The following is a 13,032-nucleotide window of genomic DNA, read 5'->3' as shown; positions in this document are numbered from 1 at the left end:
GAGACACAACGGGGGTGGGGTAATCCAGGGGAACCAGGGGCGTGAACGCTGAGCTGCGAGGGTAAGTAATAGCCCGTACTGCCGGGCCTCCGAGACCAGCGAACCAACCGGGATTCTGCGCGGGCAGAAACCCTTGAGTTCGTACGTCGGGAGGTGACCGAATCGATGACCACGCTGCAACAACCACAACACCCCGTACTGGGGGCACTGGTCGCGATCACCGGCGCCCTTGATGGTGTCGCGGATGCCAATCCGGTGTTCATGGCCACCGAGCAGAAGGCCACTACGCTGCTTGAGATCGCGCGGGCCAAGGCGCAGCTGGCCGAGCTCGAGCTCCGGGTGCTCGCCACCGCCGAGGACGTCGCTGCCCAGAGTGCTGCCCGTGATGTTGCGGCCTGGCTGCATCAGCACACCCACCAACGCCCGGAGACCCTCCGTGCCGACCTCCGCCTCGCCGAGACCCTCGACCGGACCTACCACCAGGTCGCGGCCGCGATGCGCACAGGGGCGTGCAACCCGGCGCAGGCCCAGGTGATTGTCAACGCCCTCGACGACTTCCCCGCCGGGCTCGACCCCGAGATCCGCACCAAGGCCGAAGAGACCCTGGTCGCCTACGCGACCCGGTTCGACCCCACCCAGCTCCGCCGCCTCGGCCGTCGCATCCTCGACGTGATCGCCCCGGAGGTCGCCGAGGCGGAAAAAACTCGCCGGCTGGCGGCCGAGGAGGCCCACGCGAGGAAGAAGACCCGCCTGGCGATGCGGCGGCTCGGGGATGGCACCACCCGGATCACCGCGGTCATCCCGGATGCGGCCGCGGACCGTCTCGCGACCAACCTGGAAGCGTTCGCGTCACCGCGGCGCGAGGACGGCACCCGTGCCGAGACCGGTGAGTATCTGCCCTACGACCGTCGCCTGGGACGCGCGTTCTGTCAGATGCTGGAGACCCTCGACCCGGGTCGGCTCCCGATCCACGGCGGGGATGCGACCACGGTGATCGTGACCATCGACATCGACCAGCTCCGCAACGAGGCCGGCATCGCCCAGATCATCGGCGGGTCCCCGATCACCGCCGCCGAAGCCAGGCGCCTGGCCTGCACCGCCAACATCATCCCCGCCGTCCTCGGCAGCGACTCCGAGGTCCTCGACCTCGGCCGCAAGGAACGCTTCTTCACCGCCGCCCAACGCCGAGCCCTCCTGCTCAGATCAGCAACCTGCGAGGCCGAAGGCTGCGACATCCCCGGCACCTGGGCCGAAGCCCACCACTGGATCGAATGGGCCCAAGGCGGCGCGACCGACCTCGACAACGCCGCCCTGCTCTGCTCCCATCACCACCACCGCGCCCACGACGCCGACTACCTCCACGAACGCCTACCCAACGGCGACATCCGCTTCACTCGACGCACATAGATGGCTCTAGCCGCGGCCTTTGAGCCGAGAGCGAAGGACGAGCCGGGCGGCAGGGCCGAGGTCCTCGATCACCTCGACGAGCGCACCGAGCTGCTCGAGGGACTCGAAGGCCGACTCGGCTCCGGGACGGTCGACGCCGTCGTAGAGCAGCAGACCGACGAACGCGGAGCTGATCGCCCGGGACAGCCCGGACACGGCCACCACGCCCTCGAACGGGCTCCCCTCCAGGGCACGGGCGACGGCCGCCTCGATCTCCTCGTTCCACCGCGCCATCGCATAGCGCGCCGTCTCGGCCAACGTCTTGTCCCGCTGGGCGCCGGCCATCAGCTGGGCCATCAGCGTGACGGTGCCCGCGGCCCGCTCACGCTCGTGAAGGCTGCGCCCTAGCTCCAGCAGCTCCGCCAACGACGTCACCTCGACGAGCTCGTCCCGATAGGACGCCGCCGCCTCGTTCGTCGCCGCGCGGCACGCCTGGTCGACCAGGTCCATGACCGTGCCGAAGTGGTAGAAGACCAGCGCCTGGTTGACCTCCGCCCGAGCGGCGATCGCGCGCGCCGAGAGTCCTGCGATCCCGTCCTCCTTGAGCAGGTCGGTCACCGCCAGCATCAGCTTGGCCTTGGTGGGGTTCATTCTGCGGCGGGCTCCTTGGTGACGAGCAGGTTGTAGCCGATCAGGACGAGACCGAGTATGCCGCCGCCGACGAAGCCTACGACCACGCACAGCAGGGCGATCCACGGCCCGGCATCGACCCATCCTTCCAGCGTCACGAGTCGAGCAGTCGACACCAGCGTTCCCGCCAACGCAAAGTAGACGAAGGTCTCAGGCGTACGCAGCGCCCGGATCCGCGCGCGTCGGGTGATCGCGCGACCGAAGATCCCCGCGATCAGTCCGACTGCGGCAGCCATGCCGACGAAGATGACGAGATCCTCCGCGACATCCAGGTTCGCCCCCGAGAACATGACCTCGCTGAACAGCACGAACGACAGTCCCGCGGCAACGATCGCCGGCCAGGCTCGGTCAGCGAACGACGAGGGCGGAAACAGCGACACCGGAGCCATCAGAACCGCGAAGGGCAGCCCGGTCATCGCCCCCATAACGGCTCCGGTCACTCCGCCGAAGACCGGGCCGAGCACCGGGACCAGCAGCATCCCGACCGAGCCACCCATCACCAACCCGAGCACGACTCCGAACAGCCATCCCCGAAGAAAGGCCCAGAACAGAGAACACACACCACCAGTCACGTACGCCTCCTTCAAGCCATTTGAGCGATTGCTCAAATTAAAGGTAGCGCATGGCTTGAGCGATCGCTCAAATAGGCCGTATGGTCGCTGGCATGAAGATCGTGATCCCCGGAGGGACCGGCCAGGTCGGAGGCATCCTGCGGCGTGCCTGGAGCGCGCGCGGCCATGAGGTCGTGGTGCTCTCCCGCCGTCCCGAGCAGCTGGAGCCCGGCGTACGTCATCTCGTCTGGGACGGCCGGACGGTCGGCCCCTGGGCGGACGAGATCGACGGCGCGGACGTGGTGGTGAACCTCGCGGGACGGACGGTCAACTGCCGCTACACCGACGCCAACCTGAAGCAGATGATGGACTCGCGGGTCGAGTCGACCCGCGTGGTCGGGGAGGCGATCAGGAGGGCGGCCGCCCCGCCGCCCGTCTGGCTCCAGATGAGCACCGCGACGATCTACGCCCACCGCTTCGACGCACCCAACGACGAGGCCACCGGCGTCATCGGCGGCGAGGAGCCGGGCGTACCGGCCTACTGGGAGTTCTCGACGCGGATCGCCAAGCGATGGGAGGCCGAGCAGGCCGCCGCGGACACCCCCGGCACCCGCAAGGTCGCGCTCCGCTCGGCGATGGTGATGAGCCCTGACCAGGGAGGTGTCCTCGATGTACTCCTCACCATGGCCCGACTCGGCCTCGGTGGCCCGGTCGCCGGAGGCAGGCAGTTCGTCTCCTGGATCCACGAGGCGGACTTCGTACGCGCCTGCGACCTGCTCATCGAACGCCACGACATCACCGGGCCGGTGAACACGGCAGCACCCGGACCACTGCCCCAACGCGACCTGATGCGTGCGCTGCGCACCGAGGCGGGGATGCCGTTCGGGCTGCCCGCGACCGCTTGGATGGCGGAGATCGGCGCCTGGGCGATGCGCTCGGACACCGAACTGCTCCTCAAGAGCCGCCGGGTCGTACCGGGCCGGCTGCTGGAGGCGGGCTTCGAGTTCGAGTACGCCACCTGGGAGCCCGCCGCCCACGACCTCGTCGCCCGCACCCGGCGGCGGAGGTCCGGCCGGACAAACCAGTCGCATCGCCCAGCCGCGTCGACCACGATGGAGGGATGACCCGCGCGACCTGGCAGCCCCGACCCGACGACGCCGAGACCCTGAGACGGTTCTTCGGCAAGGACGGGCGGCTGCTGACAATCCCGTCCAAGCACGTCAAGAAGCTGGTCGTGCTCAACGAGCTCGCGCAGTCCTTCGAGCTCGGGAAGGTCTACCCCGAGCGCGAGGTCAACGAGATCCTCGGACGGTTCCACGAGGACGTCGCCGCGCTGCGCCGCTACCTCCACGAGGAGGGCTTCATGATGCGCGAGGGCGGCTTCTACTGGCGCGACGGCGGGAGCGTCGACATCTGACTCTGCGGATCGGGCATGATTCGCCGCATGACGATGCCGGAACAGTCGGGCCAGCAAGTGCCCGGACACCCGCCCGCGGGGTGGATCGACCTGACCATCCAGGGCAGCCACATGACCTCGAACATGATCGTGCCGACGGTGCTGCTCAACGGTCACCAGATGCCGACGCAGTACGGCCGGAACGTCTTCCCCGTGCCACCGGGGCACTGGAGCGTCGAGATGTACGCCCAGTGGACCTGGAAGTTCGGCAAGGCGTCGCTGAGCTTCGACGTCGCCGAGGGCCAGACCGTTCCGGTCTTCTACGCCACGCCGCTGACCGGGTTCAGCAAGGGTGCGATCGGGCACGAGAAGCAGCGCAAGCCAGGAGTCCTCGGACTCGTCCTTCTGATGGCCGTCCTGCTGCTCTTCATCGTCGGCATCGTGGCTCTGGGCGTGGTGTCGGGCTAGCTCCGCCCGCGGGGACACCGGCCGGGACTGTCGGTGCTCACCGATACGGTCAGCCTTGTGACCACCACCGATTCACGCGGCCGAAGCGAAGCCCGGCGCCATCGACAGGGCTACGCGGTCCTGGACGTCGAGACGACCGGGCTCGACCCCTACCGCGACCGCGTGATCCAGGTGGCGATCCGCCAGATCGCCGCCGACGGCACCGCCGAGTCGGAATGGGAGACGCTGGTCAATCCCGGCGCCGGCGTCGACCCGGGCCCGGTCGAGGTCCACGGCCTGACCAGTGCCGACCTCGCCGACGCCCCGGCCTTCCGCGAGGTCGCCGCCACGATCGCCCAGCGCCTCGCCGGCCGGGTCTTCGTGGCCCACAACGCCCCGTTCGACTGGACGTTCGTGGCCGTGGAGTCGGACCGTGCCGGCGTGCGCCTCGAGGTCCTGGAGTGGCTGTGCACGATGCGGTTCGCGAAGGCGCTCGCGCTGGAGGTGCCGGACAAGTCGCTGGCCACCATCGCGGCCTACTACGCGGTCGAGCAGCTGAAGGCCCACGACGCGGGTGACGACACCCGGGTGGCCGCGGAGATCCTGCTGCGTGAGCTGGCCGACGCCGACCGGGTCGGTCTCACCCTGCCGCTGGTGGAGTGCAACACCTCGCGACTGCGGCTGAAGCGGACCCTGCGCCGCTGGTTCAGCCGCGTCCGGCGACCCTTTCACTGAGAGATCGTCCCACCATCCGGGACATTTCCCGCAGAAATGCAACCGGAGGACCCGGTTCGGACATCAGTATGTCGTCAGCCCGATTCAATCTCGAGGGCCCTGGTCCGAAGCGAGGCGATGAAGATGGTCATGCGGGGAATGATCGCCGGGGCGCTCGCCGCCCTCCTGGCAACGACGTTCGCGGCCTGTGCCGTGGAACCGGCCGCCGCGCCTGAGCCCGAGGCGACCGCCACACCGGCCGCGGGCTCCTCCTCCGCCAGCCCCTCGGCGTCGCCGAGCGCCACGCCGACACCATCGCCCAGCGCGAAGCCGAAGCCCGAGCCGAAGCCGTCTCCGACCACGGGCCCGCGACTCTTCGGCAAGGGCGACAGCGGTGACGACGTACGTGACCTGCAGGCGCGCCTGAAGCAGATCGGCTGGTTCAACGCGGGCGTGACCGGGTTCTACGGCAACGTCACCACCGAGGCCGTCTCCGGTTTCCAGGCCAAGCGCGGCATCGCGGTCACCGGCTTCGTGGACCAGACCACGCTCGACCGGCTGCACGCGATGACCCGCGAGCCGACCGAGGCCGAGCTGACCAACGCGCCGCCGCCGGTGCCCGCCGGCAAGCTCGACCCGCGCTGTCTGACCGGCCGGGTGATGTGCATCGACAAGTCGACCTCGGTGCTGCGCTGGGTCGTCGACGGCACCGTCCAGACGAGCGTCGAGGTCCGGTTCGGTTCCCAGGAGCTGCCCACCCGGGAGGGTCGGTTCTCGGTCTTCGCCAAGAGCCGCGACCACGTCTCCTCCATCTACAAGACCCCGATGCCGTTCGCGATGTTCTTCTCCGGCGGTCAGGCCGTCCACTACTCCCCCGACTTCGCCGCCAACGGCTACAACGGCGCCTCCCACGGCTGCGTGAACGTACGCGACTACGCCGCCATCACCTCGCTCTACGACCAGGTCAAGATCGGCGACGGGGTCGTCATCTACTGGTCCTGAGGACCTCCGTGAGCTGACGTCCGGCCCTCGGGCAGGATTGAGGAGGCGTACGTCCGGAGTCTTACCCTTGAGCCATGAAGGCGCTGCTCCTGGAGAACATCCATCCCGTCGCTGTCGAGAACCTCGAGAAGGCCGGCTTCGAGGTCGAGCTGCGCAGCAAGTCCCTCTCCGAGGACGAGCTGGTGGCCGACCTTCCGGGCGTGACGCTGCTCGGCATCCGATCCAACACCCACATCACCCCGCGGGTGCTGGACGCGGCCACCGACCTCAAGGCGATCGGCTGCTTCTGCATCGGCACCAACCAGGTCGACCTGGCCGGAGCCGCGGAGCGCGGCGTGGCCGTCTTCAACGCCCCATACTCCAACACCCGCTCGGTCGTCGAGCTGGTCATCGGCTACATCATCTCCCTGGCCCGACGACTGCCGGAGAAGACCGAGAAGATGCACGCCGGCGTCTGGGACAAGTCCGCGAAGGGCTCCCACGAGGTCCGCGGCCGCACGCTCGGCATCATCGGCTACGGCAACATCGGCACCCAGCTGTCCAACGTCGCCGAGGCGCTCGGGTTCTACGTCATCTTCTACGACATCGCCGACCGGCTGGCCCACGGCAACGCGCGCCGGATGAAGTCCCTCGACGCGCTCCTGGCCGAGGCCGACGTGGTCTCCATCCACATCGACGGACGCCCGGGCAACCTGGGCATGTTCGGCGAGGAGGAGTTCGCGAAGATGAAGCCGCGCTCGCTGTTCATCAACGCCGCGCGCGGCTTCCTGGTCGACAACGACGCGCTGCGCAAGCACATCGAGTCCGGCCACATCGCCGGCGCCGCGCTCGACGTCTTCCCGATCGAGCCCAAGGCCCAGGGCGACGCCTTCGAGAGCCCGCTGCAGGGCCTCGACAACGTCATCCTGACCCCGCACGTCGGCGGCTCGACGCAGGAGGCCCAGGAGGAGATCGGCTGGTTCGTCTCCGGCAAGCTGCGCGACTTCGTCGTCTCCGGATCGACCGCGCTGAGCGTCAACCTCCCCGCGGTCCAGCCGCCGCCGCTGGCCGCGGGTGCGCGCCTCGCGCTGCTGCACGACAGCGTCCCGGGCGTGCTCGCCGAGCTCAACGCCCTGCTCGCCGCCGAGGGCGTCAACGTGACCGGCCAATACCTCGCCACCGCCGGCGAGACCGGCTTCGTGGTCACCGACGTGACCGACGTACCTGCGACCACGCTGGAGAAGATCACGGCCAACCCGCACACCAGGTGGGTGCGCGCCTACCACGCCAGACGCTAGCGTTCTGGCTCATGGACCTCCCCCAACATTGGCCGCTGCCAGCGGCGACCGACCTTCTCGGTGACGTCCTGGCAGCGTACGACGACCCGACCCGCCGCTATCACGACCGCCGGCACCTCACCGAGGTGCTGGATCGGATCGAGGAGCTGCGGGCGGAGGGAGAGCGCTTCGACCCGCTGACGGTCACTCTGGCGGCGTTCTTCCACGACTCCGTCTACGACGGCGAGCGGGACGCCGAGGAGCGTTCGGCCACCTGGGCCGAGGACGCGCTGGCCGCCCACCTGGATGTCGACGCGGTCGCCGAGGTGGTCCGGCTGGTGCGGCTCACCGAGACGCACGACCCTGCGCCCGACGACCGCAGCGGCCGGGTGCTCTGCGACGCCGACCTGGCGATCCTGGCCGCGCCGACGGAGCGCTATGCGGAGTACGCCGCGACCGTCCGCGAGGAGTATCAGCACCTGTCCGACGAGGAGTTCCGCGCCGGTCGTGCCCAGGTCCTGGAGCGGCTGCTGGAGAAGGAGTCGCTCTTCTCGACGCCCTTCGCCAGGATCAGCTGGGAGGCCGCCGCGCGGGCCAACATCTCGGCCGAGATGGAGACCCTGACCACATACCTGTCACCTGATCAATAACAATTCGTGAAGCACCGCCCACCGGTGACAGAATCTCGTGGTGAGCTTCCAGACCTACGCCGACCTGTGGCGGCTTCCCGACGTACGCCGCATCCTCGTGCTGGGTCTGTTCCTGCGAATTCCGATGCCGGCCTCGGCAGTCATCGTGACCCTTCACGTGGTCGGCCCGCTGGACCGCTCCTACGCCGAGGCCGGGCTCGTCTCGACGGTCCTCGCGATCGCGATGGCGATCTCCGCGCCCTGGCTCGGTCGGCTCCTCGACCGCCTCGGCCTGCGACGTACGCTGCTGCTGCCGCTGGCCGTTCTCCCCATCGCCTGGTCGATCGCCCCCTGGGTCGGCTACCTGCCGCTGCTCGCACTGGTCGCCATCGCGGGGCTCCTCACCGTCCCGTCCTTCTCGATCGTGCGCCAGGTGATGCTCCGCTCGGTCGGGCCCGGGCAGCGCACCGCCGCGCTCAGCGCCGACGCGATCATGACCGAGCTCGGATTCATGGTCGGTCCGGTCATCGGCGTCCTCGGCGCCAGCTACTTCGGCACCTCCTGGGCGTTGCTGCTGATCCAGTGGCTCGGCATCGCCGCGGCGGTCGTGCTGTGGCTGTTCAACCCGACGATCACCGAGGGCGAGCCGACGGTCCCGAGCGACGCCGTCCCCAGTGATTCCGGCACACCGAGGCGCCGCTTCGGACTCCCCTCGTGGGTGAACCCGGGCGTCGTACTCCTGCTCGCCGGCACCTTCACCGCCTCGCTCATCCTCATCGCCGAGGACCTCGGCACCGTGGCCGCGATGCGCGACTTCGACCGCACCGCGCTGCTCGGGCTCGTCATGGCGATGTGGGCGCTCGGCTCGCTGCTCGGCGCGCTCATCTACGGCGCCCTCAACAGCCACCCCTCGACCGCGGTGATGCTCGTCCTGCTGGGTGCGACGACGGTGCTGACCGCGTTCGCCTGGGACCCGATCTCGTTCACCGTGCTGCTCCTGCTCAGCGGCTTCTTCTGCGCACCGACCCTGACCGCCGCGCTCGAGGCGATCACCAGCAGCGTCCCCTCGACCGTACGCGGCGAGGTGATGGGCTGGCACGGCTCGGCCATCACGCTCGGCAGCGCCGTCGGCGCCCCCACCGCCGGCTTCGCCATCGACCTGATCGGCTGGCAGGGCGGCTTCGTCCTCGGCGGCGGTCTCGGCCTGCTGATCGCGGCGGCCATCTGGCTCACCACCCGACGGATGTCCACCCCGGCTGAGGCGTCGCTCCCGCCGGGCGAGAAGTCGCCCGCGCCGGCCGAGTAGTCGCTCCCGCCGGCCGAGTAGTCGCTCCCGCCGGCCGAGTAGTCACTCCCGCAGGCCGAGTAGTCACTCCCGCCGGCCGAGTAGTCACTCCCGCAGGCCGAGTAGTCACTCCCGCCGGCCGAGTAGTCGCTCCCGCCGGCCGAGTGGTCGCTCCCGCCGGCCGAGTGGTCGCTCCCGCCGGCCGAGTGGTCGCTCCCGCAGGCCGAGACGTCACCGCGGCGCCACCTCGGCCGACGTACGTGACGTCTCGGCCGACGTACGTGACGTCTCGGCCAACGTAGGTGACGTCTCGGCCAACGTACGTGACGTCTCGACCGACGTAGGTGACGCCTCGGCTATCGGGGTTTGCGACGGCGCAGGCCGGCGGCAAGGAGGGCGGAGACCAGGACCCGGGAGGTGACCTCGACGGCACCCGCCGCGACCATGTCGTCGTAGGCCTCGGCCGGCACGTCGTAGTGGTCCCGGTCGAAGCCTCGGGGCGGGATGCCCAGCCGACTCGCGAAGGCGTGCAGCTCCTCGTAAGAGGTGTCGCTGGCGAGGTGAGACCACATCCGGCCGCGACTGGGTACGTTCGGCGGGTCGATGAGGATCACGGGGCATTCTTACCGCGTCCATCCTCGGGCGCCACCCTGAGGCCACAGCGTGAGCCCACAGCCTTGACCGGTCGGCAAGAATGGTTCGTGATGAACACGACAGTGCTGTTCGAGGCTCGGGCGAGGGTGCTCCATGACCTCGATGCCCGCGGACTCGCCGGTGCGGCCGCCGTCTCCGCCCTCGAGGACGCGATGACCGAGCGCGGCTGGTGGGTGGAGCAGTGGCCGGAGGGCAAGGCGTACGTCGCCGGCCTGGTCGCCCAGGACGTGCAGGACCTGCTCTTCGACGGCGAGGCCGCCGCGCGCTGGCCGGTGTGCACCTCGTGCCCGCCCGAGTCGCCGGTGCACTCGCTCCACATCACTCCCGACCTGGGAGGCCCGGACCCGATCTGGGTCTGCGAGGAGAGCGGCGACGTGGTCGCGCCGCTCGGTGCCCTCTGACCGACCCGGAAACGTCAGGATGGGCCGAGCTGCAGGTGCAGCGCGTAGCGGTCGGCACGGTAGACCGAGCGGCACACCTCGACGTAGCGGTCCCCCGCGACCGACTTCCGCTGCCTGCGGAGCACCGGGACGCCGACCGAGAGGCCGAGCAGGGTGGCCTCCTCGATGTTGGCCACGTCGGCGCGGAAGGTGTCGTCGACCCACGAGGGTCTCATGTGGCGAGTGGCCAGCTCGGCGTAGAGGCTGGTCGGCGTGGTGCGCTCGAGCATCCCGGGCACGATCGCCTCGTCTAGGTAGACGTCCTCGATGCAGATCGGCACCCCGTCGCCACGACGTAGCCGTCGCCAGTGGACGACGGCCGCACCCTCCTTGATGCCCAGCGCGCGGGCGATGGTGGGTCCGGCCTTCTCCCGGCCGAGCAGCAGCGTCTCCGACGATGCCTGCATGCCCCGGCGTGCCATCTCCTCGCTGAACCCGAGCACCGGGCTCGCCGCCCGCGGCGGGCGCGCGACGAAGGTGCCCCGCCCCGGGATCCGGACCAGCAGACCGTCGGCGACGAGCGCGTCGAGCGCCTGCCGCACGGTGGCCCGGGCGACGCTGAACTTCTGGACCAGCTCACGCTCCGAGGGCGCAGAGGCGCCTGGGCTCTCGCCGACGACCAGCTCCCGGACGTACTCCCTGATCTGGACGTGCTTGAGCGACCGCTCACCCTCGACCGACCGGACCATGACCAGAGCGTAGGTGTACACCTCGCGTACGTCCCGAATTTGGTCAAGTTGTGACATTGCAACGAGATGAGGCAGATCTTCTGCAACGAAATAAGACGGCTGGATTTCACTAGAACAAGTGTTCGATCACGAGGTACGCTATGAGGGTGGACTTCCAGGGAACACTCTTCGCCCCTACAGACGACGAGACCACCGAGACGGCCTACGAGCGGACCCATCTGGACCGCGGAGCCTGGGTGGACATCGCCCGCGGCTGGCTGCCCGATCCCGACGACGTCTTCGCGGCCCTGGTCAACGACGTCCCGTGGCACGAGGAGCGCCGGCAGATGTACGACCGGATCGTCGACGTGCCGAGGCTCCTGCACACCTACCTGCAGGGCGACCCGCTCCCCCACCCCCGTCTCGCCGAGGCCCGCGGCCGCCTCACCGCCCACTACCTGCCCGAGCTGGGCGAGCCGTTCGTGACCGCAGGCTGCTGCTACTACCGCAACGGCCACGACTCGGTCGCCTGGCACGGCGACAAGATCGGCAAGGGACGCACCGACGACACGATGGTCGCGATCGTCTCCGTCGGCGACCCCCGCCGCCTCGCCCTCCGCCCCCACGGAGGGCGAGGCGGCAAGGGCATGAGCATCGAGATGGGCCACGGCGACCTCGTCGTGATGGGCGGCTCCTGCCAGCGCACCTGGGAGCACGCCATCCCCAAGGTCTCCTCAGCCGGCCCCCGGATCTCGGTCCAGTTCCGCCCCCGCAACGTCTTCTGAGGCGGCCCCCAGATGCGTTCCGTACGCTGGTAGGAAAGGATGGGACCGACAGCCGACGCCCCTGGAGCCGCCTTGACCACCACCGCACCAACCCTCGCCCCGCCGTCCGCTGAAGAGATCGCCAGGGCGAAGGAGATCGTCGGGCGGGTCAGCACCGCCTTCAGCAGCCGCGTGGTCGGCCAGGAGCGGCTCCGGACGGCGCTGCTGATCGCGCTCCTCTCCGAAGGTCACGTGCTGCTCGAGAGCGTGCCCGGCCTGGCCAAGACGCTTGCCGCGAGCACCCTGAGCCAGACGGTCAAGGCGCAGTTCTCCCGGATCCAGTGCACCCCCGACCTGCTGCCCAGCGACATCATCGGCACCCAGGTCTACGACCAGCGCAACCACGAGTTCGAGACCCAGCTCGGCCCGGTGCACGCCAACTTCGTGCTGCTCGACGAGATCAACCGCTCCTCCGCCAAGACCCAGAGCGCCATGCTCGAGGCGATGCAGGAGCGCCAGACGTCGATCGCCGGCCACATCCACCCGCTGCCGCGCCCGTTCATGGTGCTCGCCACGCAGAACCCGATCGAGGAGGAGGGCACCTACGTCCTCCCGCACGCGCAGATGGACCGGTTCCTGCTCAAGGAGATCGTCAACTACCCCAGCGAAGGCGAGGAGCTCGTCGTCCTGGAGCGCATCGAGGCCGGCACGCTCGGCCCCGACCACGAGGAGACCCGCCCGGTCGCCGACCCCGACGACGTGATCTGGCTCCAGGAGCTGACCAAGCGCGTCTACGTCGACCCGGCGATCAAGCGCTACATCGTCGCCCTCGTCCAGGCCACCCGCAACGCCCGCCAGCTCCTCGGGCCGGAGACGGGTTCCTACGTCGAGATCGGCGCGTCCCCGCGTGCCTCGATCGCGTTCCTGCAGGCGTCGCGAGCGGCGGCGCTGCTGCTCGGCCGCTCCTACGTGACTCCCGAGGACGTACGCGAGCTGCGCCACAGCATCCTGCGCCACCGGCTCCACCTCAGCTTCGAGGCGCTGGCCGAGAAGGTCCAGCCCGAGATGCTGGTCGACGCGCTCGTCCGCGCTGTCCCGAGCCCCTGAGTGGCGCCAGGAAATCAGGCACAGAATGGCGACGTACCTTCCC

16 protein-coding genes are annotated in these 13,032 nt (G+C 69.4%); 12 read left to right on the top strand and 4 right to left on the bottom strand.

Annotation, left to right across the window (positions count from 1 at the left end):
* Nucleotides 1-165: 165 nt before the first annotated feature.
* On the top strand, nucleotides 166-1,407 hold the full coding sequence (locus ACIRON_RS30285; protein ID WP_402998952.1) for a DUF222 domain-containing protein: 1,242 nt from the start codon (nucleotides 166-168) through the stop codon (nucleotides 1,405-1,407).
* A 6-nt stretch (nucleotides 1,408-1,413) separates the two neighbouring features.
* Here the strand turns inward: ACIRON_RS30285 and ACIRON_RS30280 are convergent, their stop codons facing one another.
* Nucleotides 1,414-2,037 carry a TetR/AcrR family transcriptional regulator gene (locus ACIRON_RS30280; RefSeq protein ID WP_402998949.1) on the bottom strand — a complete coding sequence of 208 codons (624 nt, stop codon included), beginning with the start codon at nucleotides 2,035-2,037 and terminating at the stop codon, nucleotides 1,414-1,416.
* Nucleotides 2,034-2,648, bottom strand: coding sequence for a hypothetical protein (locus ACIRON_RS30275; RefSeq protein ID WP_402998946.1), 615 nt, complete (start codon nucleotides 2,646-2,648; stop codon nucleotides 2,034-2,036). The genes ACIRON_RS30280 and ACIRON_RS30275 overlap by 4 nt, the downstream gene beginning before the upstream one ends.
* Nucleotides 2,649-2,740: 92 nt before the next feature.
* Between ACIRON_RS30275 and ACIRON_RS30270 the strand changes: the two genes are divergently transcribed.
* The 8 genes from ACIRON_RS30270 to ACIRON_RS30235 all read left to right on the top strand — a co-directional run bounded on the left by ACIRON_RS30270 (nucleotide 2,741) and on the right by ACIRON_RS30235 (nucleotide 9,377).
* Nucleotides 2,741-3,751, top strand: a complete 1,011-nt coding sequence (locus ACIRON_RS30270) for a TIGR01777 family oxidoreductase (RefSeq protein WP_402998943.1) — start codon at nucleotides 2,741-2,743, stop codon at nucleotides 3,749-3,751.
* The gene (locus ACIRON_RS30265) at nucleotides 3,748-4,044 is read left to right on the top strand and encodes a DUF2087 domain-containing protein (protein ID WP_091046158.1); all 297 of its coding nucleotides are present in this window, start codon (nucleotides 3,748-3,750) and stop codon (nucleotides 4,042-4,044) included. Before ACIRON_RS30270 ends, ACIRON_RS30265 begins: the two co-directional genes overlap by 4 nt.
* 27 nt (nucleotides 4,045-4,071) lie before the next feature.
* A complete protein-coding gene (locus ACIRON_RS30260; RefSeq protein WP_402998940.1) occupies nucleotides 4,072-4,491 on the top strand; it encodes a hypothetical protein in 420 nt (139 codons plus the stop codon).
* A 57-nt stretch (nucleotides 4,492-4,548) separates the two neighbouring features.
* Nucleotides 4,549-5,205 carry an exonuclease domain-containing protein gene (locus ACIRON_RS30255; protein WP_402998937.1) on the top strand — a complete coding sequence of 219 codons (657 nt, stop codon included), beginning with the start codon at nucleotides 4,549-4,551 and terminating at the stop codon, nucleotides 5,203-5,205.
* A 123-nt stretch (nucleotides 5,206-5,328) separates the two neighbouring features.
* Nucleotides 5,329-6,186, top strand: a complete 858-nt coding sequence (locus ACIRON_RS30250; protein ID WP_402998934.1) for a peptidoglycan-binding protein — start codon at nucleotides 5,329-5,331, stop codon at nucleotides 6,184-6,186.
* 74 nt (nucleotides 6,187-6,260) lie between these two features.
* On the top strand, nucleotides 6,261-7,463 hold the full coding sequence (gene serA, locus ACIRON_RS30245) for a phosphoglycerate dehydrogenase (RefSeq protein WP_402998931.1): 1,203 nt from the start codon (nucleotides 6,261-6,263) through the stop codon (nucleotides 7,461-7,463).
* Nucleotides 7,464-7,474: 11 nt separating this feature from the next.
* The gene (locus ACIRON_RS30240) at nucleotides 7,475-8,092 is read left to right on the top strand and encodes a hypothetical protein (protein WP_402998928.1); all 618 of its coding nucleotides are present in this window, start codon (nucleotides 7,475-7,477) and stop codon (nucleotides 8,090-8,092) included.
* Between the two features lie 40 nt (nucleotides 8,093-8,132).
* On the top strand, nucleotides 8,133-9,377 hold the full coding sequence (locus ACIRON_RS30235) for an MFS transporter (RefSeq protein WP_402998925.1): 1,245 nt from the start codon (nucleotides 8,133-8,135) through the stop codon (nucleotides 9,375-9,377).
* A gap of 335 nt (nucleotides 9,378-9,712) precedes the next feature.
* Here ACIRON_RS30235 and ACIRON_RS30230 read toward each other — a convergent pair whose 3' ends face one another.
* The gene (locus ACIRON_RS30230; RefSeq protein ID WP_091046148.1) at nucleotides 9,713-9,970 is read right to left on the bottom strand and encodes a DUF4031 domain-containing protein; all 258 of its coding nucleotides are present in this window, start codon (nucleotides 9,968-9,970) and stop codon (nucleotides 9,713-9,715) included.
* A gap of 90 nt (nucleotides 9,971-10,060) precedes the next feature.
* On the opposite strand from ACIRON_RS30230, the gene ACIRON_RS30225 reads away from it, so the two are divergent.
* Nucleotides 10,061-10,411 (top strand): hypothetical protein, encoded by a 351-nt coding sequence (locus ACIRON_RS30225; protein WP_402998921.1) that lies wholly within the window; start codon nucleotides 10,061-10,063, stop codon nucleotides 10,409-10,411.
* A gap of 14 nt (nucleotides 10,412-10,425) precedes the next feature.
* On the opposite strand, the gene ACIRON_RS30220 is transcribed toward ACIRON_RS30225, so the two are convergent.
* A complete protein-coding gene (locus ACIRON_RS30220; RefSeq protein WP_402998918.1) occupies nucleotides 10,426-11,160 on the bottom strand; it encodes a GntR family transcriptional regulator in 735 nt (244 codons plus the stop codon).
* Between the two features lie 119 nt (nucleotides 11,161-11,279).
* Here ACIRON_RS30220 and ACIRON_RS30215 point away from each other — a divergent pair, with 119 nt between their 5' ends.
* Complete coding sequence (locus ACIRON_RS30215; RefSeq protein WP_402998915.1) at nucleotides 11,280-11,903, top strand: alpha-ketoglutarate-dependent dioxygenase AlkB; 624 nt, start codon at nucleotides 11,280-11,282, stop codon at nucleotides 11,901-11,903.
* 72 nt (nucleotides 11,904-11,975) lie between these two features.
* Nucleotides 11,976-12,989, top strand: a complete 1,014-nt coding sequence (locus tag ACIRON_RS30210; protein ID WP_177191518.1) for a MoxR family ATPase — start codon at nucleotides 11,976-11,978, stop codon at nucleotides 12,987-12,989.
* Nucleotides 12,990-13,032: the final 43 nt, after the last annotated feature.

It is taken from the genome of Nocardioides sp. NPDC101246, from assembly GCF_044767415.1.
Classification (GTDB): Bacteria; Actinomycetota; Actinomycetes; order Propionibacteriales; family Nocardioidaceae; genus Nocardioides.
Note: the sequence above shows the minus strand (reverse complement) of the source record. Positions and strands in the feature narration are given on the sequence as shown.